This window comes from Gordonia iterans, from assembly GCF_002993285.1.
GTDB lineage: Bacteria > Actinomycetota > Actinomycetes > Mycobacteriales > Mycobacteriaceae > Gordonia > Gordonia iterans.
The window spans coordinates 1,109,349-1,132,217 of record NZ_CP027433.1 but is presented as its reverse complement, the minus strand read 5'-3'; the positions used below and the strand labels follow the sequence as shown (position 1 = coordinate 1,132,217).

Sequence of the window (22,869 nt, the reverse complement as noted above, 5' to 3'; positions counted from 1 at the left end):
GGGGTTCTCGAAAGAGGCGTGAAGCCTCGAAAGCGCTGTGCCGCCGCGGTCGAAGACCTAGTCGTCCTCGTCCTCGGCGTCGGCGGTCGCGTTGCGTTCGGCGGCGATCTCCAGGGCGCGACGTGCGGTGGCCTCGTCCGGGTACGGCCCCATCCGGTTCAGCGCGTTCGGCACCTTGCCCTTGCTCACTTCGCCGGTGGAGACGTCGTAGTACCACTCGTCGCTCATGCTGCTCCCCTTATCCCGCGTGTCGGTATTCGTCGTCGACGGTATCGGCCGACGAGGCGTAGGTGAAATCGTAGAGGGGCAGGTGGTCGAACGACGGATCCTCGTCGTCGAGCTCCAGCACGATCATGCCGCCGGGACGGCGCCGCGCACGGGCGGTACCACGCACCGGCAGCTGCGCCTCCTGTTCGCGACGCAGCCGCTCGTCTTCGGCCGCATGCCGGCGCAGCCGGGCCGCCCGCTGCGCCCGGAACTGCTGTTCGGCGAGCGCCGTACGGCGCAGGAAGAACAGGTACAGGCCCAGCAGTACCACCATGGCCGCTGCCGCGATGAATCCGTACGGCTGCCAGAAGAAGCAACTCGCCACGGCCAGCACGGTCGCCGCGATCAGACCGGCAGACGTACGACGACGATCGCGATACCGCTTGGCATCCCGCTCGGCGATCCTGTCCGGCGTGTACACCCCGCGACCGCGCTCCTCGCGCGAGGGCCGCTCGACGGTCTTGCGGACCGGCAGCTCCTCGTCGATCGGGGTGAAGTCGTCCAGCTCGTCCCACTCGTCGTGGTCCTCGAGGTCGTCGTCCGCGCCGCCCTCGTCGTCGGCGTCCTCGCCCTCCTCGAACTCGGCCTCCGCGTCCAGGTCGTCGTCCGCGTCCAGGTCGTCGTCCGCGTCCAAGTCGTCCGACACGGCGTCGATCACGTCGGTCACCTCGACCTCCGTCTCGGCGTCGACGGCCTCGATCACGTCGGCGTCGATCCCGTCGGCGTCGATCACGTCGGCGTCATCCCGAGCAGCATCGTTCTGGTCGGCGTCATTCTCGGGCACGTCAGCCTCCTCGGGCTCCGCCCGCTTCAAGACGGGCTCGGCAGGTGTGCGCACGTACTTCGGATCGCTCGGGTGGCGCCCGGCACGACGACGCGCCGCCGCGGCCGAACCGCCACGATGCAGCAGCCGGGTGTTGGCCACGGCCTCGGTGGTCTTCTTGACCTCCGGTCGACCGCGCAGCACCATCGGCAACAGGATGAACAGCCACGCCGCGATCAGGAAGATCCACAGGATCGATGAGTTCATGGCGTGACGCTCCCTCCTCCAGGCCGACGGGCGTTCGACGATCGAACTCCCCAGGAAACGACACTAGATCCCCGTGCCGCACAGACGATTCAGGCGCGCCGCGCACTCGGGGAATTCTCAGGCCGGGCGGACGACACCGGCCGCCTCAGCGGAACGGAGGGCAATATGCCCTCGGCGGAGCGCAGGCGGCCGGTGTCGTCAGCAGACGCCCCGGCCTCAGTTCACCGCCCACGCACGACCGCCACGGATCAGAGTGTCCACCGCGGTCTCGACCACCTCTTCGACCGTGAGTGCCAGCAGCAGGTGGTCGCGCCACCGGCCGTTCACATCCATGTACCGCTTGAGCAGGCCCTCCTCCCGGAATCCGAGCTTGCGCAACACCGCTTGCGAGCCGGCGTTGTCCGGCTGCACGGTGGCGTCGAGCCGATGCAGTCCGACCGGGCCGAAGCAGTGGTCCACCCCGAGGGCCGCCGCGCCGGTCGCGACGCCCTGCCCGCTGAAGCCGGAATCCACCCAGTAGCCGATCCAGGCGCTGCGCACCGCGCCGCGCTGGATGTTGCCGACGGTCAACTGCCCCGCGTACGCCCCGTCCACCTCGATCACGAACGGCAGCACGGTCCCGCGCCGGGCCTCCGCCCTCAGGATGGAGTTCAGCGGCGCCCACGACGACGGTTGGTGCCGCCGGCTCCACGCGCCGATCCCGGTCGGCTCCCACGGCATCAGCTCGTTCTGGTTCTTGATGCGAAGCCTGCTCCACTCGCGCGCGTCCCGGGCCCGAATCGGGCGCACCGTCAGCACGCCCGCCTCGACGCGGAGCGGCCCGAGCGTCGCCGGCCATCCGGGATGGGTCGGCGAGTCGACCAGCCATCGGAGCATGAATGGAGTCTAGGCGGGGATCAGCCGCGCTGGGCCAGGAACATGACCTCGACGCGATCCCCGGTCTCCAGTTCCTCGGTGTCCTCGTCGACGACGATGAGGCAGTTCGCGTCCGCCAGCTCGGCCAGCAGATGCGAAGTGCCGCTGTCGGATTCGCCGATCACCTGGACCAGGTACTCGCCCGACCGCTCGTCACGCATCAGCTGCCCGCGCAGATACCCGGTGCGCCCGGCCACCGACACGATCGGACCGACGGTCCGCGCCGACACCGTGCGCCGCATCGGCTGGCGTTTGCCCAGCGCGATCCGGATGAGCGGCCGCACCATCACCTCGAAGGTCACCAGCGCGCTCACGGGGTTGGCCGGCAGCCAGAAGGTCGGAATCTCGTCACGGCCGAGCAGCCCGAAGCCCTGGACCGAGCCCGGGTGCATGGCGATCCGAGAGATCTCCAGGTCGCCGAGGTCGCTGAGCGCCTCCACCACCGCCCGCGACGCCTCGCCACCGACCGAACCGCACAGGACCACGATCTCCGAGCGGATCAGCTGTGCCTCCACCACCTCGCGGAGGCGCTCGGAGTCGCGCAGGGCCGCACCGACGCGGTGCACGTCGGCGCCGGCGTCGCGCGCCGCGGCCGCCAGCCCGTAGCTGTTGACGTCGTACACCTGCCCGGGTCCGGGGTCGCGGTCGATGTCGACCAGTTCGTCGCCGACGGAGATGATCGCGACCCGTGGGCGCGGGTGCACCAGCACGCGCGCGCGGCCGACCGCGGCCAGCAGCGCCACCTGCGCCGGCCCGATCACCTCGCCCTCGCGGACGGCGACGTCGCCGGGCTGCACATCGTCGCCGACCCGGCGGACGTAGTCGCCGGTGTCCACGCCGTGCCCGATCATCACCCGCTGATCGCCGCCGTCGGTCCAGCGCAACGGCACCACGGCGTCGGCGAGCGTCGGCATGGGAGCGCCGGTCTGCACGCGCACGGCCTGGCCCGGCTGCAACCGGATCGGCGTGCGCGAACCGGCGGCGACGTCGCCGACCACCGGAAGGTGGACCACCAGTTCGTCGCCGTCGCCGGGCCGCGAAACCTCGATGCCCGCCGTGTCCAGGTCGGCCATCTCGGCCGGCGCCTCCTGACCGGCGAGCGTCACGTCCACCGCCCGGACCGCGTATCCGTCGACGGCCACCTGATCGAAGCTCGGCAGCGGCGCGGTAGTCACCACTTCTTCGGCACAGAGCAGCCCCTGCGCCTCGGAGATGGCCACCTGGACCGGTCGCGGGGCCACCACCGAAGCGGCCACCAGAGACAACTGGTCCTGCACCGAGCGCATGTCTACTCCTCACCGCCGGGCGTTCCCGGCGTCGACGGCCTGCTGGTTCGAGGTTAATCAACGCTCACCGCGCGGCCGGGCAGGCGCGCGGAACCGGCCCGCCGCCTACTGCCCCAGCCGCTCCTGCAGCCATTCACGGAGTTCGGGACCGTAGTCGTCCCGATCGAGGGCGAAGTCGACGGCCGCCTTGAGGTATCCCCCGGGATTCCCGAGGTCGTGCCGGGTGCCCCGATGCACGACGACGTGCACCGGCTCGCCCCGCTCGATCAACAGCGCGATGGCATCGGTGATCTGCAATTCGCCGCCCGCGCCCGGGGTGATCTCCCGCAGCGCGTCGAAGATCTTGCGGTCCAAGATGTACCGGCCGGCCGCGGCCAGGTTCGACGGCGCCTGGTCCGCCGGCGGCTTCTCGACCATGCCCTTGACCCGCTTGACGTCCGGGCCCCCGTTCCCCGAGCCCGTCGAGGGGACCGGGTCGGCATCGGCGACGTCGAACACGCCGTAAGCGCTGATGGTGGCGTCGTTCACCTCGATGGCGCACAGGACGCTGCCGCCGTACTGCGCGCGAGCCTCCGCCATCTTGGTCAGCACGCCGCCCGGGAGCACCAGGTCGTCGGGCAGCAGCACCGCGACGGCGTCCTCGTCGTCGCTCAGCTCGGCCTCCACACAGCCGATCGCGTGCCCCAAGCCGAGCGGCTTGTCCTGCACCACCGAGGCCACCTCCAGCAACGACGGCGCGTTGCGGACCTTGGCGAGCATCGCCTCCTTGCCCCGCGAGGAGAGCGTGTGCTCCAGGACCAGATCTTCCACGAAGTGCGCGACGACGCCGTCCTTGCCGGGCGAGGTGATGATCAGCAGCCGCTCGGCGCCGGCGGACTTGGCCTCCTCGGCCACGAGCTCGATCCCGGGCGTGTCGACCACCGGGAGCAACTCCTTCGGCACCGTCTTGGTGGCCGGCAGGAAGCGGGTTCCCAGCCCGGCCGCCGGAACCACCGCGGTGTGGGGGATTTTCGACTGCGACATGAGGGGCACCTTACTGCCCGATTCTGGCAGTATCGTCAAGGAGCCCTGGCAATCGCCTTGCCGGAACGCTCCACTGCCGGCGCGAACGAAGGGACCCGCCGAGATGACCGTCGAGAAGGACGCGCTCCGCCGCAGACTGCTCGCCGCCCGCGACGCCATGAGCCCGTTCATCCTGTCGCAGGCCATCGGCGAGCTCGCCGTGTCGATGTACGCGCTGCCCGTCGAGGTGAACGAGGGCGACACCGTCGCCGCGTACGTCGCGACCCGCCGCGAGCCCGGCGGCACCGCGATGCTCGACGCGCTGCTCGACCAGGGACTGCGCGTGCTGCTCCCGATCGTGCCCGAAGGCGAACCGCAACGACTGCAGTGGGGGGTCTACCGGGGCGAGAAGCACCTCGAAGAAGGCCGGTGGAATCTCCTCGAGCCGCAGGGCATCCGGCTCGACCCGGACGCGCTGGTCGACGCGAAACTGATCCTTGTCCCGGCGGTGGCGGTGGACCGGCGCGGCGTGCGCCTGGGCCGCGGCGCCGGCTATTACGACCGCACGCTCGCCGGGATGCCCGGGCAGATCGTCGCCGTCGTGCACGACGCCGAGGTGGTCGACGGCGAACTGCCCGAAGACGAGAACGACGTCCGCGTCGACTGGATCCTCACCCCGACCGGCGAATTCGAGCCGGTCGAACGCTGATCTGCGCGGGTCAGGACGCCGCGGCCGGCGCAGCGGTGCTGCTCGACGACGAGGCACCGTTCGACGTCGCGCTGGTCGAGGACGCACTGGTCGAGGAGGTGCTGTTCGACGACGAGTCGCTGCTCGACGAGGACGATTTGCTGTCCCCCGAGGGCAGCGAACCCGAACCGGAACGCGAATCGGTGCGGTAGAAGCCGCTGCCCTTGAACACGACGCCGACCGAGTTGAAGAGCTTGCGGAGCTTGCCCTCGCATTGCGGGCAGGTCGTCAGCGAATCGTCGGAGAAGGACTGCTGGACGTCGAACTTGTTGTCACAGTCGGTGCACGCATAGCTGTACGTGGGCACAGGGATACCTCCGGAGTTCAAAAGACTGGCCTTGATTGTAACCGCTGTTGGCACTCGCGCATTCCGAGTGCCAGGCGACGGAGGTTGTACCGCGAAGTAACCCGCACGTAATGCGCGGTGTGTCACACTTCGAAACCTGACCGGGCTCACAGGCCCAGGACCGAAACACGGAGAAGCGATGACTGATTTCCTGGACACCGTCAACGGATACATCTGGAGCGAGTGGCTCGTCTACCTGTTGCTCGCAGCCGGCGTCTACTTCTCGGTGATCACCAGATTCTTGCAGGTCAGACACATCAAGAACATGGTCCAGCTGATCGTGAAGGGCGAATCGTCCCCGCAGGGAATCTCGTCGTTCCAGGCGCTGGCGGTGTCGTTGGCCGGCCGTGTCGGCGCCGGCAACATCGTCGGCGTGGCCACCGCGATCGCCTTCGGCGGGCCCGGCGCACTCTTCTGGATGTGGATCGTGGCCTTCCTCGGCGCCTCGACGTCGTTCGTCGAGTGCACGCTCGGCCAGATCTACAAGACCCCGGATCCGGTGACCGGCGAGTACCGCGGCGGCCCGGCCTTCTACATCAAGAAGGCGATGGCGCACACCCGCGCCGGCAGCCTGTTCAAGGTCTACGCCTGGATCTTCGCCTTCGTGACCCTGATCGCCTGCGGCCTGCTCCTCCCGAACATCCAGGCGAACTCCATCGCCGACTCGGCGAACAACGCCTGGGGTGCGACCACCTGGGTGGTCGGCGTGATCGTCGCGCTGGTGCTCGGCTTCGTCATCATCGGCGGGGTCAAGCGAATCGCGGCTTTCGCCGCGTTCGTCGTTCCGTTCATGGCCGCGCTCTACATCCTCCTGGCGATCATCGTCGTGCTGTTCAACGCGGGTCAGGTTCCCGAAGTGATCCGGCTGATCTTCTCCAGCGCCTTCGGCGCGGACGCCGCGTTCGGCGCGATCATCGGTTCGGCGATCATGTGGGGCGTCAAGCGCGGCCTCTACTCGAACGAGGCCGGTCAGGGCACGGGCCCGCACGCTGCGGCGGCCGCCGAGGTGAGCCATCCCGCCAAGCAGGGCCTGGTGCAGTCCTTCGCCGTCTACATCGACACGCTGTTCGTGTGCTCGACGACCGGTTTCCTGATCCTGTGCACGGGCGCGTACCGGGTGTTCAACGACGAATCGGAGGCCGGCGGCATCATGCACACCGGCCCCGCCGCCGCCCCCTACGTCCAGGGCGAAGTCGGTTCCAGCTACGTGCAGACCGGGTTCGACACGATGTGGAGCGGCGCGGGAGCGTCGTTCGTCGCGATCTCGCTGATCTTCTTCTGCTTCACCACGATCGTGGCCTACTACTACATGGCCGAGGTGAACCTGCGCTTCATGCTCGGCGATGCGGCCAAGACCTACATCCCGGCGCTGAAGAGCACCGTCGGACAGAACCTGACCATCGTCCTGCAGGCCCTCATCCTGGCGTCGGTGGTCTACGGATCCGTGGCCGAGGCCAAAGACGCGTGGACCCTGGGCGACATCGGCGTCGGAAGCATGGCCTGGCTCAACCTGATCGCGATCGTGATCATCCAGGTGCCCGCGCTCAAGGCCCTCCGCGACTACGAGCGTCAGCGCAAGCAGGGCCTGGATCCGGTGTTCGACCCGAAGCCGCTCGGCATCCAGGGGGCGACCTTCTGGGAGACCTACACCGGTCCCCCGCCGCGGGAGCGCGACGTGGCACTGGACACCCGCGCCACGTAACCGGGGCGGCGCGCCGAAGTCCTGTGGACAACTCGGCCGCGGCACGACGAGCCTGTGGACGGCGTCGCCCACCGCACGGCGAACGCCGATAGCGTCCAGGCATGATCACGCTCACCGACCTGCCGCGCCCGCGGGCCGTCGTCGTGCGACGCGGCCTCGCCGTCCTACTGCTCATCGCCGCCGCCGCACTCGCGGTGACCGGTCACGCGCGCGAGCGCACCGAGTCGGTGCTGGTCGCGGCGCACCAGCTGCGGCCCGGCGTCGTCGTGCACGACGACGACGTCCGCGTGCGTCAGGTGCCCGCAGGCGCGGCTCTGCCCGGCGTTCTCCGGGAGCCGGGCCAGGCCGTCGGCGGCCGTCTCGCCGGGGCGGTGGCACCGGGCGAGGCGCTCACCGCCGGCCGACTGCTCTCCTCCCGCCTGCCCGCCGCATTGACCGGAGATCCCCGCGCGCGCCTGGTGCCTGTGCGCACCGCCGATCCGGCGGTCGCCGGGCTGCTGCGCGCCGGGGATGTGGTGGACGTACTCGACGAGGAGGCCCGTGTGCTGGCCACCCGCGCGGTGGTCGCGGTGCCTGCCGCCCCCGAGCCGAAGTCCGGTCCGGCGGGTTCGTCACCGGTGCTGCTCGCGATGGCGGAGGGTCCGGCGCGGACCGTCGCCGGGGCCGGACTCGCCACCGCCTTGACCCTGATTCTGCATTGAGGGTGCCGCTGTTACCGCACTGACCGGGGCGAACTGCGTTAAGGTCGACCCATGCTCAAGGGTTTCAAGGAATTCATCCTCCGCGGCAACGTGGTCGAGCTGGCCACCGCCGTCATCATCGGAGCAGCGTTCACGGCGATCGTCACGGCGTTCACCAATCACATCATCAGCCCGCTGCTCGCGGCGATCCCCACAGGTCAGGACTGCGGTCAGACGATGACCACCGGTGCCGACTCGGAACAGTCGGCGGCCGTGCAGGTGTGTGGCCTGGCCTGGCAGATCAAGGACGGTGCGCCGGCGACCACGATCGACATCGGTCAAGTGATCGCCGCGACGATCAACTTCCTGATCGTCGCCGCGGTGGTCTACTTCCTGATCATCGTGCCCTACAACAAGCTCAACGAGTTGGCCGCCGCCCGCCGTGACGCGTCGGCGGAGGAGGAAGCCGAGCAGACCGAGGTCGGCCTCCTCGCCGAGATCCGCGACCTGCTGTCCGCCGCCCGCCCCGCCGCGCCGGCCGTGGGCGAGCCGCTGGGCGGACTGCCGCCGACGCCGAACCCGGCGCCGGGTCAGTACCCGCCGGCAGACGGTCCCGGGCGTCACTCGCGCTGAGCCGCGGGCCCGGGCCCACGAAAGGCCGTTGTCTGCACCGAGGGGTGCAGACAACGGCCTTGTGCGGTCCGGGCTACCCTTGCCGTTGAGGGGGGTGTCGCCATCGCGCCCCGACGATCTCAGGAGCACGACTATGACCACGACCCCCGTCGAACTCGCCGACCTGTCGCTGTCGGCGGCGATGAAGCAGGGCTCGGCCGCCGAGCACGACCAGGCCGAGCACTCGTTGTTCATGGAGAGGCTCCTCGGAGGCAAAGTCAACGAGGCCGGCTACGTCGCGTATCTTCGCGCGCTGCGCCCCGTGTACGCGACGCTGGAGACGCTCGGCCGGGAACTCACCGGCGATCCGATCGCCGGACCGCTGATCGACGCCGGTCTCGAGCGCACCGCGGCCATCGACGACGACCTGGCGCATTGGGCGCCCGGTGAGCCGGTGGACACCGACTCGGAGGCCGCCGCCGCGTACGCCGCGGCCATCGCCGCGTCCGCCTCGTGGGGCGGGTTGTACCTGGCCCACCACTACACCCGGTACCTGGGCGATCTGTCCGGCGGTCAGGCGGTCGGCGCGCTGCTCAACCGCACCTTCGATCTCAACGGTCGGGGTCTGGCCTTCTACGACTTCGCCGAGATCGGCAAGAACAAGCCGTACAAGGACGTCTACCGCGAGAAGCTCGATGCGGTCGGCGACGCGCTGTCCCCGCAGGACCGGTTGCGCGTGGTCGACGAGGTCCGTCGTGCGTTCGAACTGAACCGCGCGCTGTTCGCCGAGCTGGGCGCCCAGCTCGACGTCTTCGCACGCGACTGACCCCGCGCTCGGTGGCGCCAGATCGGCCGGTGGCCGACGCCGCCCCGGGCCACGATTCCGACACCCACGGGAAGTCCGTCCCGTTCTCCGTCGTCGGCGGCGCCGCGACCGGCACCGTCCTGCAACCGCTGAACGCGACCATGATCTCGATCGGCACGGTCGCGATCTCGGTGCACTTCGCCTCGGGCGAGAGCACCTCGTGGGTGATCTCCGCGATGTACATCGCCACCGCCGTGTGCGCCCCGATGGCCGGCCGCTTCGGGGCGGTGTTCGGCGCTCGCCGGGTGTTCGTCGCCGGTCTCGCGCTCACCGGCCTCGGGGCCACCATCGGTATGCTCGCTCCGTCGATCGGCTGGCTGATCGCCGCCTACGCCGTGATCGGCACCGGGATCTCGGTGCACACTCCGAACGCGATGACCATCATCCGCGGTGACGGCGAACGACATCAGCGCAGCACCCGGCACGCGATCACCGCCCTGGTGATCACCGGCCAGTCGACGGCCGCGCTGGGCCCCACGCTGGGCGGGCTGCTGGTGGGGGCGTTCGGCTGGCAGGCGATCCTCTGGGTCAACTTCCCGATGGTGTTGCTCAGCGCCGCCGCGATCATGGCGGTCGACGTCGGCGACGTCGGCAACCGGACCGGGACGGCGGGCGGCGTCGCCAAGACGCTGCGTGCCTTCGACCTGCTCGGTGCCGTGCTCTTCGTCGCGACGCTGACCCCGACGATGTTCTTCCTGATCTCCCTGCGCGGCGCGCCCGCCTGGTGGGTCGGTCTGGCGGCCCTGGTCGCACTGGCGGTGTTCGTCGCGGTGGAACTGCACGTCGACGATCCCTTCCTGCACGTCCGGGAACTGCGGGCCAACGCACCGCTGCGGTGGACGCTGATCCGGGTGGTGGGGGTGTACGTGACGTTCTATCTCACGTTCTTCGGGATCCCGCAGTGGCTCCAGCAGGTGCGCGGCATGACCCCGACTCAGGCGGGACTGATCATGCTCCCGCTCGCCTCGATCGGGGTGGTCGCCACCCTGGGCGGCACCGTGATCTTCCGCCGGTTCGGTGCGCGGATCACTCTCCTCGCGGCCGGGCTCGCCCTGCTCGGCGCCGGGATCGGGGTGACCTTCTTCGAGAAGACCTCGGCACCGGTGTGGGTACTCGTGGTGGTCGCCGGTGCGCTCGGCGTCCCGAACGGTCTCTACAACATCGCCAACCAGAACCTGGTGAACGCGGCGTCGTCGGCCGAGGCGGTGGGCATGGCGATCGGCATGTACCGCACCATGATGTTCGTCGGCGCGAACCTCGCGGTGGCGATCCTGGCGTTGATCACCGGGGGCCGGTTCGACGACGCCGGGATGACGCGCATCGGCTCGGTGATCATCGGCGTCACCGTGGTGTTGCTGCTCGGCGCACTCGTCGCGCCGCATCTGCGCGGCGAAGCGGTCCGTGCCGAACAGGATGTCCCACTCGCTCGCTGAGCCGCCGTCCTCAACTCAGCGCACCGGTGCCGAAGAAGTGCGCCAACTGCTCCTGATACGGGGCCAGGTCCAGACCGGCCTGCGTCACCCACTCGTCCGAGTAGTACTTGTCCAGGTAGCGCTCCCCCGGGTCACAGAGCAGCGCGACGACGCTGCCGCGCCGCCCCGCGGCAACCATCTCGGCGATGATCCGGTACGCCGCCCACAGTCCGGTCCCGGTGGACGCGCCGGCCCGCCGCCCGATGAGCGTCTCCAGATGCCGGACGGCGGCGATGGACGCGGCGTCGGGCACCGACATCATGCGGTCGATCGCACTGCCCAGGAAGCTCGGTTCCACGCGCTGTCGGCCGATCCCCTCGATCCGCGAGCCGACTGCCGTGCGCGTCCGGCACTCATCGTCGCGCCAGGCCGGGAAGAACGCCGAGTTCTCCGGGTCGGCGACGCACACGCCGGACCGCCGACCCGTGTAGTGCAGATACCGCGCGATGGTCGCCGAGGTGCCTCCCGTCCCGGCCGTCGCCACGATCCACTCCGGTTCCGGGAAGCGCTCCAACGACAGCTGTTCGAAGATCGACTCGGCGATATTGTTGTTGCCGCGCCAATCCGTCGCCTGCTGCGCGTAGGTGAACTGGTCCATGTAATGTCCGCCGTTCTCGGCGGCGAGCTGCTCGGCGACGTCGTACACCCGGCTCGGATCGGCGATCAGGTGACACCGGCCGCCTTGCCGTTCGATGAGCTCGATCTTGTTCCGGCTCGTCGACTCGGCCATCACCGCGACGAACGGCACGCCGATCATCCGCGCGAAGTAGGCCTCGGAGACCGCGGTGGAGCCGCTCGACGCCTCGATCACCGGCATGCCCTCGCGGATCCACCCGTTGCACAGCGCATGCAGGAACAACGAGCGCGCGAGCCGATGCTTGAGGGATCCGGTGGGATGCGTCGACTCGTCCTTCAGGTAGAGGTCGACGTTCCAGTCGGCGGGCAACGGCACCTGGATGAGGTGCGTGTCGGCGGACCGGTTGGCTTCGGCTCTGATCCGGCCGACGGCATCGGCGACCCAGGCGCGATGCGCGGGGTCGTACCGGTTCACGTCGACGGTCGCGAGAGGCTCACCCATGAGAGCCATTCTCCCCCAGGACGAAAGAAACCGGGCCGTCGCCTCGACAGAGACGGCGGCCCGGTTCCGGGTCCTCGTGCTGAGCAGATCAGCCGATGCTGAACGGTTTGCCGTACAGGGTCACATTGCCCTTGAACTCGTCGGTCGACACCTTGACGTTGACCAAAGCCCTCGCCTGAGCGAATCCTGCGCAGCCGTCCACGCCGAAACGCTCCTGACTGTAAACGACCCCGCCACGCGCACCCGTGAAGTTGAAGCTGTTAACCACAGTGTCGTCGATCTTCAAGCGAACGACGGGCTGAAACACAGCCTGCCCAGGCCCGATCGTGACCCCTGCGCTCGTACCGCTCGACTTGGCGAGCGGAGTCTCGATCGGCGGTACGGTCACGCCATTCGGCAGAGTGATCTCCGGAGTTGCAAACTGCTTTGCAGAGTCAGTGGTGACTCCGCCCTTGGTCGACGAACTAGCACCGAACGTAAGCTGGCAGCCGACCAAGTAGCCCACCGTCACCTGTCCACCTTTGATCCCCCCGGATGTGAGGACCCTGGCCGTTCCTGAGACGAAGACCTCTCGGGAAAAGTGGTTGTTGGCCACAGAATTCGTCACTCGAACGGACTCGTTGAAGAGTCGGATGGAGACCTTCCCTCCACCGGGCAACGACTTGCTGAACGAGCCCCCCGGGAGCTTGCCAGCGTCGGCGTTCCCTGCGCCCACCCCGACTGCGGTCACGCCGACGGCAGCCAGTGTTGCGATGACGGCAGCGGCCGCCCGACGTCTGAGTCCCACCGGCTCACCCAAGACTGAAGGGCTTGCCGTACAGCGTCACATTGCCTTTAAAGGTGTCAGTCGCGACCCGGACGGTCACCTTCGCCACCGCCGAAGCATGCCCGGCGCAACCATCTACGCCGAATCGCTCCTGGCTGTAGGCCACCCCGCCCCGTGCGTTACCGAAGTTGAAGCTGTTAGTGACCTCGTCGTCGTCGCCAACCTTGGCGCTGATCACCGGCTGGTACCCGGCCTGACCCGGCCCGAGCTTGAACCCGGCGTCTGCACCGAGACTCGGCTCAGGAGTTGCACCTTCGGTCAGGCCCTGTTCGACGCCACCCTCGGCACCGGCACCGGCACCGAAAGTCACCTGGCAGCCGACCAGATAACCGACATTGATATTGCCGCCCTTGACATCGCCCGCAGTGGTGACGCGCACCTTGCCAGAAACGAAGACCTCGCGAGAAAAGTGGTTGTTGGCAACCGATCGAGTGATCTGGACAGACTCGTCATACAACCGAATGGAGAGCGAGTTGCCGTCACCCAGGTTCTTTTGCTTGAAACCACCCGGGAGCTTACCGGCCTCGGCTGTGCCCGCAGTAACGCCACTCACGGCGATCAATGCGGCACCGGCCACCGCAGCACCCGCGGCCGCGCGCTTGTTCATTCTCTTCATTGTTCGTCAGTTCCTTCTGCGAGTAATGGATCAACCGAGGCTGAACGGGCGGCCGTAGAGGGTCGACTGCACGAACCCGCTGTCACCCGACAGGGCGTCGTCATCGGTCGAGTACCCGTCCGCGGCAAGGACCTTGACGAACGATCGAGCTGCGGCGTAGCCGCCGCACTGCTGAACGTTCAGATGGAAGCTGTCCACTAGAACCGTGCCCTTGCCCTTCTTCAGCTTCAGATCATCACCTGAAACCACCGCAACCTGACCGGGCTTCAGCGGGATCGTCAGAGCGCCGCTCAGCGAGGCCGCGTCGAGACTCAGCGCACCGCTGATACCGAGCTCGAGGCCCTCGATGTCGACCTGGCAGCCAACGAGGTAGCCGACGGTCAACAAACCTGTTCCCTTGCTCAGGGACGCGCTGTAAGTACCGGAGACTGCGGCAGCTCGGCCCGCACCATTGTTCGCAACAGACCGCTGAATACGCGAGCTCTCACCGGTGCGCTTGATGGTGACCTTCTGGCCGTCGATGCCGGTGGTGGTCTTGGCACCGTTCGGCAGGCGGGCGGCGTCGGCGGCACCGGTGCCGGCGATCAGGCTGGTGGCGCCGATCGCAGCGACCGAGGCGGCCACCACTGCGCTGCGCATGAGGTTCTTGCGCATAGTTGTTCTCCTCGTTGGAGTCGGGGACGTTGTCCAGGCCGGTACCTAGGAGGACCCTAAGTAGACCTGTCGAGGAGAACCGTAACCGATCCGATGCGCCGACGCTATCGGACGGCCGAGTAACTTCGTTACGGCCCGGTGTCTGCCGATGAACGGACGATTAACGAACGTTTCCGGTCACCATGCGCGTAACCATATAGGCCCTGGCCAGCGGCTATTCGTGGTGCGGGGGCCGATTCCGCTCGTACCAGTCGCGGTCGCGAGCACTGTGAGGATCGTCACCGGAAGCCCCGGATGCGTCCGAAAGCGTCTTGCCGAAGACGGCATCTAGTCGACGTTTTCTGGCCCAATCCGGCTCGTCGACGCCGTCCCGGCCTGAGGAAGGCTGAGAGTTCACTGACAGCGTCCCCCGCGATCAGAACTCGGTGATCTGGTCGATGATGTAGTGCGACAGCGGGATCAGCGTGGCCATGCCGTCGCGGACCGCGGCCCGCGAGTCGGCCAGATTCACCACGACGGTCTGGCCGGAGACGCCTGCCATGCCGCGGGAGAGTCCACCGTCCGTGGCGCCGGCCGACAGCCCCGAACTGCGCAACGCCTCCTCGATGCCGCGGAGCCGGCGATCGAGCAGCGGCTCGGTCGCCTCCGGAGTCACGTCGCGCGACTTGACCCCCACTCCCCCGACCGAGACCACCAGGTCGACGCCGCCGATCACCGCGGTGTTCAGCGCGTTGCGGATCTCGATCTCGTCTCCGGGCACGGCTACCGTGGCGTCGACGTGGAACTGGCCCTCCTCCAGCAGCTCGCAGACCAGCGGCCCGATCCCGGTGGAGTCCTCTCCGTGGACCGCGCGGTCGTCGACCACCACGACGAGGGCGCGGAGCAGCACCTCGCGCTCACCACGGAGACTCTCCGCGCGGGCGGCGGCGTCGGCTTGTACTTCCTCGGCGTCGAGCATGATGTCCTTACTTCTCGTCGTGGGCGGTGCGGCGAGTGCCGACTCGGATGATTCTCCGTGCACTCAGGCCGTCCCCAATGTCACGGTAGCGACCTGCTCCCGACCTTGGTGCGTGTAGGTGATCTTCACGGTCTGACCGGGTCGCTGCGACCGGATCGCCGCGACCAGGGCCTCCGACGAGGCGATCTTGCGGTCGTCGACGGCGGTGATCACCGCCCCCTGGGGGATGTTCGCCTTCTCGGCCGCTCCCCCGCGGACCACCTCGGACACCACCGCGCCGGGCTGTTCGGCGTCCGGGCTCGGCCGCACGTTCACGCCGAGGCTGGCCCGCGTGACCGGCTCGCCCTTGATGAGTTGGTTCGCGACGCGCATCGCCTGGTCCACCGGGATCGCGAAACCGAGACCGATGGAACCGGTGGCGCGGTCCGCGCCGCCGAGGGTCGCGATCGCAGTGTTGATCCCGATCAGCGCCCCGACGGAGTTCACCAGTGCACCGCCGGAGTTGCCGGGGTTGATCGCGGCGTCTGTCTGGATCGCGTCGATCACCGACTCCACCGAGCCGTCGGCGCCGGCGGTGGACACCGGACGGTTGAGAGAACTGATGATGCCGGTCGTCACCGTGCCGTCCAGACCGAGCGGCGAGCCGATCGCGATCACGTCCTGGCCCACCGACAGGTTGTCGGACGTTCCCACCGAGATCGGGGTGAGGCCCTTCTTCTCGGACTGGATGACGGCGATGTCGGACATCGCATCGGCGCCGATCACCCTGGCCCGCGAACGAGTGCCGTCACTGAAGCTGACCAGCACGTCGTCGGCGGGCCGGTTGCCGCCCGCCGAAACCACGTGGTTGTTGGTGATGATGAGGCCGTCCTCGGACAGCACCACGCCCGATCCGGAACCCGACTGGCTCCCGGCCTGCACGGCGATCGACACCACGGACGGCAGCGTCCGCTCGGCCACGTCTTGCACCGAACCGGGCTCCACCGGCGGCTGCGTGGTGATCGGGGCGCTCGGCGAGCCCTGCTCCACCACCTTGGATGCAGCGTCGTCGGAGCTGCGGGTGGCCACTACCCCGACAGCGCTTCCGATGCCGCCGGCGATCAGCGCGAGCACCACGGCCAGCGCCACCCAGAGAGGCGCGCGGCTCCCCTTGCCGCCGGACGGGGGCGGCGTCGGCGGCGGGCCGGACAGCGGCGGGCCGGGCGGCGGAGCCACTGGAAAGCCGCCGGTCCCCATCACGCGGGTGGCTTCCTGCGGGCGGCCGTAGGCCGGACCGGGGGCCGGCTGCCCGGGTGCGGGCCCGCCGGGACCGAAAGCCTGCTGTCCGGGGGGACCGTACGGCTGCGCCGGTCGAACAGGCTGTCCAGGCGGCGGCTGCCGCCACTGCCCCGTTCCGGGTGAACTGTTCGCTTCGGGTCCCCGCTCAGTCATGCGCACCACAGTAAGTGACGTTTCTGTGAGCGGGCTCAGGGAGGTCTGCAGATTCGCTGGTGACGGCCAGGCGGTCCTTTCGACGGGGCTCAAGGAGCGTCCGACGGGCTCAAGGAGCGCGCGGCGGGGCTCAAGGAGCGTCCGACGGGCTCAAGGACCTTTCGACGGGGCTCAAGGAGCGCGCGGCGGGGCTCAAGGGGCTGGCGGGCTCAAGGAGCTGGCGGGAGTCAGCGCGGGACGACGACGGGGTCCGGCTCGGTGTGCACCGGCGAACCCGGCAGGGTCATCCGGATCAGCGCGCCGCCCTGCGGGGACTGCTCGGCGGTCACCGTGCCGCCCAGACGCACCACCACCTGTCGCACGATCGCCAGCCCGAGGCCGGAACCGGGCATGGACCGGGTGGCTGCGGCCCGGTAGAAGCGCTCGAACACCAGCTCGCGATCCTCCGGAGGGATGCCGGGACCGCAGTCGGCGACGGTGAACTCGGCCAGCTCCGGCCCGATCTGACGCAGCCGGACCTGCACCTCCCGGCCGGGCGGACTCCACTTCGCCGCATTGTCGAGCACGTTGAGCACCGCGCGAGTCAACCCGCCGACCTCGCCGAAGACGTACCAAGGCTGCACCTGCACGTCGAACTCGATGTCGGCGCGGCGGCGTCGCACCCGGGACAACGCATCGTCGATGATCTCGGTGAGGTCGCATTCCTCGAAGACCGCGTCGTGGGAGTCCTCGCGCGCGAGGTCGACCAGATCACCGACCAGGGTCGACAGTTCCTCGATCTGCGCCACCACGTCCGAGCGCAGTTCCACCATGTCGGCGGCCGGCACCGACGGCGCACCCGGTTCGGACGCGGCTATCAGCAGTTCCAGGTTGGTGCGAAGCGAGGTCAGCGGCGTCTTCAGCTCGTGCCCGGCGTCGGCGACCAGCCTCGCCTGCTTGGCGCGCGACTCGGCGAGCGCGGCGAGCATCGCGTTGAACGCCTCGGTCAGCCGGGCCAGCTCGTCCTTGCCCGTCACCGGCAGCGGACGCAGGTCCTGGGTGCGCGCGATCCGTTCGGCCGCGTCGGTCAGCCGCGCGACCGGCCGCAGTCCACCGCGGGCCACCAGGGCCCCGGCCACCAGCGCGAACGCGACGCCGATGCCACCGGCCACGAACAGCACCGACGCGAGGCGTTTGAGGATCGCATCGGTGTGGTCGAGGCTCTGGGCCAGCACGAGCGTGTTGCCGTCGGTCAGCTTGCGTGCGAGCACTCGATGGTTGCCGACCGTGCGCAGACTCTGATTGAGCTTCCCGGGAGGATTGGTCGACTGCGCGATCTGCCGCTCGGCGTCCTCGAACGGCACGTCGCCCACGCCGTACGCGTGCCCGTCCGGCTGCACCAGAGCGATGGTCATGTTCGTGGAGAACACGGTGCCGGCCAGGAGCCGTTCCGGATTCGCGGCCAGCTGACCGGTCTTGGCCAGCGCCGTCATGCCGTCCGCGCGCGCCACGAGCTGAGTGTCGACGTCTTGATAAAGGGCCCGGTACACGAACACGTAGGTCGCCCCGGCCATCAGCATCGCCGACAGGAGCACCACCGCCGCCGACAGCAACGCGACGCGGGTCCGCAGCGACACGGAACGCGTCAGCGGGATCGGGTCGCGCATGGCGCGGCTGCGGGAGGAACTCAAGGAGCGGCGTTCCTTTCGACGGGGCTCAAGGGCCTTTCGACGGGGCTCAAGGGCCTTTCGACGGGGCTCAAGGGGCTACGGGGCTCAAGGGCCTTTCGACGGGGCTCAAGGGGCTACGGGGCTCAAGGGCCTTTCGACGGGGCTCAAGGGGCTACGGGGCTCAAGGGGCTATCGACGGGGCTTGCGGTGGCCGGAGGTCTGACGGCTACGGCGCGTTCTCGCGGAGCACGTAGCCGACGCCGCGGACGGTGTGGATCAGGCGCGCCTCGCCGTCCGCCTCGGTCTTGCGGCGGAGGTAGCCGATGTACACCTCCAGCGCATTCCCCGAGGTCGGGAAGTCGTATCCCCACACTTCCTCGAGGATGCGGCTGCGGGTGAGCACCCGGCGCGGATTGTGCATCAGCATCTCCAGCAAAGCGAACTCCGTGCGCGTCAGGCTGATCTGCCGCTCGCCGCGAGTCACCTCCCGGGTCACCGGGTCCAGCGTCAGATCCTCGAAGCTGATCGCCTCGGAGTCCAGGTCGTCCTCGCGGGCGGTCCGGCGGGAGAGCGCGCGCAGCCGCGCGAGCAACTCCTCCATCGCGAACGGTTTGGGCAGATAATCGTCGGCCCCGGCATCCAGCCCGCTGACCCGCTCGGACACCGAGTCGCGTGCGGTGAGCACCAGGATCGGCAGGTCGTCCCCAGCCGATCGGAGGCGCCGGCACACCTCCAGTCCGTCCAGGCGCGGCATCATCACGTCGAGCACCATCAGCTCGGGACGATCGGCGACCACCTTCTCCAGCGCCTCGAGTCCGTCGCCGGCCGTCTCCACGGTGTACCCGTTGAAGGTGAGTGATCGCCGGAGCGACTCACGAACGGCCCGATCGTCGTCGACCACCAAAATACGCATGACTACAAGTCTTATCCCTCCCAGGTAAGAACGCGCTGAGCGGCGCGCCGGTGGCTTCGACAAGCTCAGCCGGCGAAGCAGGGCGCAGCCGGCGAAGCAGGGCGCGGCCGCCGAAGCAGGGGCGCAGCCGGCGAAGCAGGGCGCGGCCGCCGAAGCAGGAACTCAGCCGGCGAAGCAGGAACTCAGCCGGCGAAGCAGGAACTCAGCCGGCGAACAAGGAGCTCAGCTCGCGAACAAGGAGCCCAGCCGGCGAACAGGAAGCCAGCCGACGAACGAGGAGCCCAGCCGACAAGGAGGACTCAGAACGGACGACGACGCGCCGCCGCCAACATGTCGCCGAGTTCGGTGAACTTCACGCGCGGGCGGCCCTGCTGCTCGCCGCGAGCACGTTCCCGGCGGTCGATCGCCCGGACGCCCCGGTAGCCGACCACCTTCCGGTGCCGCTTGCGCAGTAACCGGTCGAAGGCATCGGGCGCCGTGGTGGTCCGTTCGACGCGCCCCTGGACGACGTCGTCGATGAACTTCTCGACCGTCGAGATGGCCTGCAGCTTATTCGCGCCGATGCCGCCGGTGGAGCCGCGACCGGCCCAGCCGAGTACGTACGCACCGGGGATCACCGCGCCGTCGTCGTCGACCATGCGGCCGTCGATGTTCGGGAAGCGCCCGGAGTCCTCGTCGAACGGCAAGCCGCCGATCGGGGCCGACCGGTAGCCGATGGACCGCACGAGCAGGTCCGCGGCGATCGGGTACTCGCGGTCGCCGCGCCGCACGATCACCGACTCCAGCCGATCGGAGCCCTCGGCCCGGACGGGCGCGCTGTGGAACAGAAAGACGATGCGGCGGTCCGCAGGATCCGCCGTGGGAGCAAACTCCGGCAGCGGTCCGTCGGCCTCGTCGTGCACGACGACCTCGACGCCGGGGATCACCGAGAGCGCGCGGAACTCCGCCGCGGTGTACGCCGCCGCATCCTGACCGCGACGGCCCAGCAGCACCACCTCGTGGATGTTCTGCTCGCGCAGCAGTTCCAGGGCCCGGTCGGCGATGTCGGTGGTAGCCAGCAGCTCCGGCGGCGACACCAGAATGCGGGCGACGTCCAGGGCGACGTTGCCGGTGCCGACGATCACCGCGCGACCGGTGCTGGTCGCGGCGGGGTCGACGAGCGGCAGCGGACCGCCGGCGCCGGGCACCGCGTTGTACCAGGCCACCAGCTCAGTGGCGGAGGTGGACCCGGGCAGGTCCTCTCCCTCGATCCCGAGGCGGCGCGACTGCGACGCGCCGACGGCGTAGAACACCGCGTCGAAGTGTTCGGCCAGCTCGGCCGGGGTGATCTGGCCGGCGTCGACGTCGTCGCCGATCTCCACGTTGGTGGCCATCGTGACCTTCGGGTCCCGGTACAGGATGTCGAAGGTGCGCATCACGTCTTTGGTGCTCGGGTGATCGGGCGCCACGCCGGCGCGCACCAGCCCGCCCGGGGTGGGCAGCTTGTCGATCACGGTCACCGCGGCCGAGGTGCGGTTCAGGACGGTCCGCAGTGCATAGCCGCCGGAGGGCCCGGTGCCGACCACAGCCACCCGCAGACCCGCCGGAAGGCGCGGGATCTCCGGATACACGACGTCGGTCCAGCCCGAGGAGATGTCCGGGTTGTTCTTGTAGTAGTCCGCGTTGATCTCGATGAAGATCTTGTCGCGCTCGGCGAGGTTGTCCGCGGGGAAGATCGCGTTGACCGGACACGCATCGGCGCAGGCGCCGCAGTCGATGCAGGCCTCGGGGTCGATGTGCAGGATGTCGGAACTGCCGAAACCGCGCTCCTCCGGCGTGGGATGGATGCAGTTCACCGGGCACACCGAGACGCACCCCGCGTCGCTGCAACACGACTGGGTGATGACGAAAGACATCGATGTTCCTCAGATCATGTGGGCTTTGCGGTAGAACCGCAGCGCCGGCTTGGTGAGGAGCCCGACGTCGTCGAGGAACTCCATGAGATGGGCGCAACTGCTGCGGATCATCGAGTGGAAGTGCTCGTTGTTCCGGGCCTCGCGGACCGCGCGCTCGGTGTCCAGGCCGGCGTCGGCGTACGCCTGCGGCCGGATCAGGCTCGACACGATGAAGTAGGCGCCCGCGGCGATGGAGAGCGCGCTGAACTGGCGACGGAACCGGCCGATGCCCTGCACCGACTCGCGCACCTCCTCGCGCGCGAACTTCATGTGGCGCGCCTCTTCCAGGACGTGGATCTCGTTGACGGTGCGAATGAAGGGCAACACCCGATCGTCGCGCATGCAGCCGCGCTGGAAGACGTCGAGCACCTCTTCGGCGACCAGAATGCCGGCGTAGGCGACCTCGTTCTTGGCCGTGCCCTTGAATAACTTGCCGAGGCGACCGACGGTCTTACTCGGCCGGTACGAGCGGCCGACCATCTTCTCCGAGGCCTTGGCGAACATGATCGAGTGACGGCACTCGTCGGCGATCTCGGTCAGCGCGAACTGGAACTCAGGGCTGTGGTACTCGCCGAGGTACTGGTCGCGGATCACCATCTCCTGGAGGATCATCTCGAACCAGATGCCGATGCACATGATCGAGGCGAACTCGTGCCGGGTCACCGAGATGCGCTGTTCCTGCGTGAGCTCGTCCCAGTAGTCGGTGCCGTAGAGCGACGACCACTCGGGACTGCAGCCGTACTTGTCCGGGTCCATCGGGAGGGACCAGTCGATCTCGGTCATCGCGTTGCGCGACAGCCGCGCGGCAGACACGAGCAGGCGTTCGGAGACCGCGTTGGCCCCCTGGTCCTGCATGCTCACGACGTTGTCGGGAAGATCGATGTCGTGGCGTTCGATTGCTGCGGTCATGGTGGATCGCCTCCTTCGCGGCCGGCACGGCCTACGGACTGCTACGCCGGGTGTGACGCAATTCAATGTTACAACGTTTATTGTCACGTTAACAAGGGGTTGCACCGGGCAGCGGAGGCTTAGTACCTTACCCACCAGTAGGTTAGGAGACGCTATCTCCTGCCGCGATCAGTGAGCGGAGCACACCACCCCCATGCCTTCCATCTTCATCTCCGGCGGTGCCGCCGGAATCGGCCTGGCCACGGCGAACCGATTCGCCCGCGACGGCTGGACTGTCGGCATCTACGACGTCAGCGACGCCGCCCTCGCCGCCGCGAAGGAAGCGAACCCGAACTTCGTCACCGGCAAACTGGACGTCCGCGACGCGCAGCAGTGGGCCGACGCTCTCGCCGACTTCACCTCGCACACCGGCGGACAGCTCGACGTCCTCGACAACAACGCCGGCATCCTCACCGCGGGCGACCTGACCGCCATCACCCCCGAGGCCGTCAAAGCGCAGATCGACATCGACGCACTCGGCGTCGCCCTCGGTGCCCAGGCCGCCCACCGCTACCTGAAGGCCACCCCCGGGGCACACCTGGTGAACATCGCCTCGGCCTCGGCGATCTACGGCCAGCCCGGCATCGCCGTCTACAGCGCCGCCAAGTTCTTCGTCGCCGGCCTCACCGAAGCGCTCGAGCTGGAGTGGCAGGACGACGACATCCGCGTGGTCTCGATCTGGCCGCTCTGGGCCAAGACCGCGCTCGCCGACAACGATGCGAAGTCGACGCAGACCCTCGGCGTCCGGCTCACCGCGGACGACGTCGCCGAGAAGGTGTGGGAGTCGGTCCACCCGAACCGGCTCGACCGCCTCACCGGCCGCACCAGCTATTCGGTCGGCACCCAGACCACGCTGCTGAACAACGCCGCCAAGTTCACGCCGAACAGCCTCAACCGCCTGGTCAACAAGGTCCTGTCGCAGGGCTGACTTCGAGGT

23 protein-coding genes are annotated in these 22,869 nt (G+C 68.7%); 7 read left to right on the top strand and 16 right to left on the bottom strand.

Annotation, left to right across the window (positions count from 1 at the left end; all coding sequences use genetic code 11):
• Window positions 1–57 precede the first annotated feature (57 nt).
• The 5 genes from C6V83_RS18485 to C6V83_RS05235 all read right to left on the bottom strand — a co-directional run bounded on the left by C6V83_RS18485 (window position 58) and on the right by C6V83_RS05235 (window position 4,521).
• Window positions 58–228: a hypothetical protein gene (locus C6V83_RS18485; protein WP_199832591.1), complete on the bottom strand. Its 171-nt coding sequence runs from the start codon at window positions 226–228 to the stop codon at window positions 58–60.
• 10 nt (window positions 229–238) lie between these two features.
• A complete protein-coding gene (sepX, locus tag C6V83_RS05250; RefSeq protein WP_105941507.1) occupies window positions 239–1,297 on the bottom strand; it encodes a divisome protein SepX/GlpR in 1,059 nt (352 codons plus the stop codon).
• A 216-nt stretch (window positions 1,298–1,513) separates the two neighbouring features.
• Window positions 1,514–2,173, bottom strand: a complete 660-nt coding sequence (locus C6V83_RS05245; protein ID WP_105941506.1) for a GNAT family N-acetyltransferase — start codon at window positions 2,171–2,173, stop codon at window positions 1,514–1,516.
• Between the two features lie 20 nt (window positions 2,174–2,193).
• Window positions 2,194–3,498, bottom strand: coding sequence for a molybdotransferase-like divisome protein Glp (gene glp / locus C6V83_RS05240; RefSeq protein WP_105941505.1), 1,305 nt, complete (start codon window positions 3,496–3,498; stop codon window positions 2,194–2,196).
• A 105-nt stretch (window positions 3,499–3,603) separates the two neighbouring features.
• Complete coding sequence (locus tag C6V83_RS05235; RefSeq protein ID WP_105941504.1) at window positions 3,604–4,521, bottom strand: UTP--glucose-1-phosphate uridylyltransferase; 918 nt, start codon at window positions 4,519–4,521, stop codon at window positions 3,604–3,606.
• Between the two features lie 103 nt (window positions 4,522–4,624).
• Here C6V83_RS05235 and C6V83_RS05230 point away from each other — a divergent pair, with 103 nt between their 5' ends.
• Complete coding sequence (locus C6V83_RS05230; RefSeq protein ID WP_105941503.1) at window positions 4,625–5,209, top strand: 5-formyltetrahydrofolate cyclo-ligase; 585 nt, start codon at window positions 4,625–4,627, stop codon at window positions 5,207–5,209.
• Window positions 5,210–5,219: 10 nt separating this feature from the next.
• Here the strand turns inward: C6V83_RS05230 and C6V83_RS05225 are convergent, their stop codons facing one another.
• Entirely contained in the window at window positions 5,220–5,555 is a 336-nt protein-coding gene (locus tag C6V83_RS05225) for an FmdB family zinc ribbon protein (protein WP_105941502.1), read from the bottom strand.
• Window positions 5,556–5,733: 178 nt separating this feature from the next.
• Between C6V83_RS05225 and C6V83_RS05220 the strand changes: the two genes are divergently transcribed.
• The 5 genes from C6V83_RS05220 to C6V83_RS05200 all read left to right on the top strand — a co-directional run bounded on the left by C6V83_RS05220 (window position 5,734) and on the right by C6V83_RS05200 (window position 10,886).
• On the top strand, window positions 5,734–7,296 hold the full coding sequence (locus tag C6V83_RS05220; RefSeq protein WP_105941501.1) for an alanine/glycine:cation symporter family protein: 1,563 nt from the start codon (window positions 5,734–5,736) through the stop codon (window positions 7,294–7,296).
• Window positions 7,297–7,397: 101 nt separating this feature from the next.
• On the top strand, window positions 7,398–7,997 hold the full coding sequence (locus tag C6V83_RS05215; protein ID WP_105941500.1) for an SAF domain-containing protein: 600 nt from the start codon (window positions 7,398–7,400) through the stop codon (window positions 7,995–7,997).
• A gap of 51 nt (window positions 7,998–8,048) precedes the next feature.
• Window positions 8,049–8,609 carry a large conductance mechanosensitive channel protein MscL gene (gene mscL / locus C6V83_RS05210; protein WP_105941499.1) on the top strand — a complete coding sequence of 187 codons (561 nt, stop codon included), beginning with the start codon at window positions 8,049–8,051 and terminating at the stop codon, window positions 8,607–8,609.
• Window positions 8,610–8,742: 133 nt separating this feature from the next.
• Window positions 8,743–9,414 carry a biliverdin-producing heme oxygenase gene (locus C6V83_RS05205; protein WP_105941498.1) on the top strand — a complete coding sequence of 224 codons (672 nt, stop codon included), beginning with the start codon at window positions 8,743–8,745 and terminating at the stop codon, window positions 9,412–9,414.
• Between the two features lie 29 nt (window positions 9,415–9,443).
• Window positions 9,444–10,886, top strand: a complete 1,443-nt coding sequence (locus C6V83_RS05200) for an MFS transporter (RefSeq protein WP_234353867.1) — start codon at window positions 9,444–9,446, stop codon at window positions 10,884–10,886.
• Window positions 10,887–10,896: 10 nt separating this feature from the next.
• Here C6V83_RS05200 and C6V83_RS05195 read toward each other — a convergent pair whose 3' ends face one another.
• The 10 genes from C6V83_RS05195 to C6V83_RS05145 form a co-directional block, all read right to left on the bottom strand.
• Window positions 10,897–12,003 (bottom strand): PLP-dependent cysteine synthase family protein, encoded by a 1,107-nt coding sequence (locus tag C6V83_RS05195; RefSeq protein ID WP_105943734.1) that lies wholly within the window; start codon window positions 12,001–12,003, stop codon window positions 10,897–10,899.
• A gap of 88 nt (window positions 12,004–12,091) precedes the next feature.
• Entirely contained in the window at window positions 12,092–12,718 is a 627-nt protein-coding gene (locus C6V83_RS05190; protein WP_267893984.1) for an MspA family porin, read from the bottom strand.
• 76 nt (window positions 12,719–12,794) lie between these two features.
• Window positions 12,795–13,445 (bottom strand): MspA family porin, encoded by a 651-nt coding sequence (locus tag C6V83_RS05185; RefSeq protein ID WP_105941496.1) that lies wholly within the window; start codon window positions 13,443–13,445, stop codon window positions 12,795–12,797.
• A gap of 30 nt (window positions 13,446–13,475) precedes the next feature.
• Entirely contained in the window at window positions 13,476–14,099 is a 624-nt protein-coding gene (locus C6V83_RS05180) for an MspA family porin (protein ID WP_105941495.1), read from the bottom strand.
• A gap of 415 nt (window positions 14,100–14,514) precedes the next feature.
• The gene (locus C6V83_RS05170) at window positions 14,515–15,057 is read right to left on the bottom strand and encodes a MogA/MoaB family molybdenum cofactor biosynthesis protein (protein WP_105941493.1); all 543 of its coding nucleotides are present in this window, start codon (window positions 15,055–15,057) and stop codon (window positions 14,515–14,517) included.
• Window positions 15,058–15,120: 63 nt separating this feature from the next.
• Entirely contained in the window at window positions 15,121–16,488 is a 1,368-nt protein-coding gene (locus C6V83_RS05165) for a S1C family serine protease (RefSeq protein ID WP_105941492.1), read from the bottom strand.
• 227 nt (window positions 16,489–16,715) lie between these two features.
• Entirely contained in the window at window positions 16,716–18,134 is a 1,419-nt protein-coding gene (locus C6V83_RS05160) for a HAMP domain-containing sensor histidine kinase (protein ID WP_105941491.1), read from the bottom strand.
• 229 nt (window positions 18,135–18,363) lie between these two features.
• Entirely contained in the window at window positions 18,364–19,050 is a 687-nt protein-coding gene (locus C6V83_RS05155) for a response regulator transcription factor (protein WP_105941490.1), read from the bottom strand.
• Between the two features lie 299 nt (window positions 19,051–19,349).
• On the bottom strand, window positions 19,350–20,945 hold the full coding sequence (locus tag C6V83_RS05150) for an FAD-dependent oxidoreductase (RefSeq protein ID WP_105941489.1): 1,596 nt from the start codon (window positions 20,943–20,945) through the stop codon (window positions 19,350–19,352).
• Window positions 20,946–20,954: 9 nt separating this feature from the next.
• Window positions 20,955–21,893 (bottom strand): AurF N-oxygenase family protein, encoded by a 939-nt coding sequence (locus tag C6V83_RS05145; protein ID WP_105941488.1) that lies wholly within the window; start codon window positions 21,891–21,893, stop codon window positions 20,955–20,957.
• Between the two features lie 193 nt (window positions 21,894–22,086).
• On the opposite strand from C6V83_RS05145, the gene C6V83_RS05140 reads away from it, so the two are divergent.
• The gene (locus tag C6V83_RS05140; RefSeq protein ID WP_105941487.1) at window positions 22,087–22,860 is read left to right on the top strand and encodes an SDR family oxidoreductase; all 774 of its coding nucleotides are present in this window, start codon (window positions 22,087–22,089) and stop codon (window positions 22,858–22,860) included.
• Window positions 22,861–22,869: the final 9 nt, after the last annotated feature.

What these genes read in the sequence shown, in the direction of transcription:
- C6V83_RS05215 (WP_105941500.1), top strand. Translation starts at nt 7,398, where the DNA reads ATGATCACGCTCACCGACCTGCCGCGCCCGCGGGCCGTCGTCGTGCGA.
- C6V83_RS05245 (WP_105941506.1), bottom strand. Translation starts at nt 2,173, where the DNA reads ATGCTCCGATGGCTGGTCGACTCGCCGACCCATCCCGGATGGCCGGCG.
- C6V83_RS05205 (WP_105941498.1), top strand. Translation starts at nt 8,743, where the DNA reads ATGACCACGACCCCCGTCGAACTCGCCGACCTGTCGCTGTCGGCGGCG.
- C6V83_RS05140 (WP_105941487.1), top strand. Translation starts at nt 22,087, where the DNA reads ATGCCTTCCATCTTCATCTCCGGCGGTGCCGCCGGAATCGGCCTGGCC.
- C6V83_RS05155 (WP_105941490.1), bottom strand. Translation starts at nt 19,050, where the DNA reads ATGCGTATTTTGGTGGTCGACGACGATCGGGCCGTTCGTGAGTCGCTC.
- C6V83_RS05220 (WP_105941501.1), top strand. Translation starts at nt 5,734, where the DNA reads ATGACTGATTTCCTGGACACCGTCAACGGATACATCTGGAGCGAGTGG.
- glp (WP_105941505.1), bottom strand. Translation starts at nt 3,498, where the DNA reads ATGCGCTCGGTGCAGGACCAGTTGTCTCTGGTGGCCGCTTCGGTGGTG.
- C6V83_RS05170 (WP_105941493.1), bottom strand. Translation starts at nt 15,057, where the DNA reads ATGCTCGACGCCGAGGAAGTACAAGCCGACGCCGCCGCCCGCGCGGAG.
- C6V83_RS05160 (WP_105941491.1), bottom strand. Translation starts at nt 18,134, where the DNA reads ATGCGCGACCCGATCCCGCTGACGCGTTCCGTGTCGCTGCGGACCCGC.
- C6V83_RS05180 (WP_105941495.1), bottom strand. Translation starts at nt 14,099, where the DNA reads ATGCGCAAGAACCTCATGCGCAGCGCAGTGGTGGCCGCCTCGGTCGCT.
- C6V83_RS05165 (WP_105941492.1), bottom strand. Translation starts at nt 16,488, where the DNA reads ATGACTGAGCGGGGACCCGAAGCGAACAGTTCACCCGGAACGGGGCAG.
- C6V83_RS05145 (WP_105941488.1), bottom strand. Translation starts at nt 21,893, where the DNA reads ATGACCGCAGCAATCGAACGCCACGACATCGATCTTCCCGACAACGTC.
- mscL (WP_105941499.1), top strand. Translation starts at nt 8,049, where the DNA reads ATGCTCAAGGGTTTCAAGGAATTCATCCTCCGCGGCAACGTGGTCGAG.
- C6V83_RS05185 (WP_105941496.1), bottom strand. Translation starts at nt 13,445, where the DNA reads ATGAAGAGAATGAACAAGCGCGCGGCCGCGGGTGCTGCGGTGGCCGGT.
- sepX (WP_105941507.1), bottom strand. Translation starts at nt 1,297, where the DNA reads ATGAACTCATCGATCCTGTGGATCTTCCTGATCGCGGCGTGGCTGTTC.
- C6V83_RS18485 (WP_199832591.1), bottom strand. Translation starts at nt 228, where the DNA reads ATGAGCGACGAGTGGTACTACGACGTCTCCACCGGCGAAGTGAGCAAG.
- C6V83_RS05230 (WP_105941503.1), top strand. Translation starts at nt 4,625, where the DNA reads ATGACCGTCGAGAAGGACGCGCTCCGCCGCAGACTGCTCGCCGCCCGC.
- C6V83_RS05195 (WP_105943734.1), bottom strand. Translation starts at nt 12,003, where the DNA reads ATGGGTGAGCCTCTCGCGACCGTCGACGTGAACCGGTACGACCCCGCG.
- C6V83_RS05235 (WP_105941504.1), bottom strand. Translation starts at nt 4,521, where the DNA reads ATGTCGCAGTCGAAAATCCCCCACACCGCGGTGGTTCCGGCGGCCGGG.
- C6V83_RS05150 (WP_105941489.1), bottom strand. Translation starts at nt 20,945, where the DNA reads ATGTCTTTCGTCATCACCCAGTCGTGTTGCAGCGACGCGGGGTGCGTC.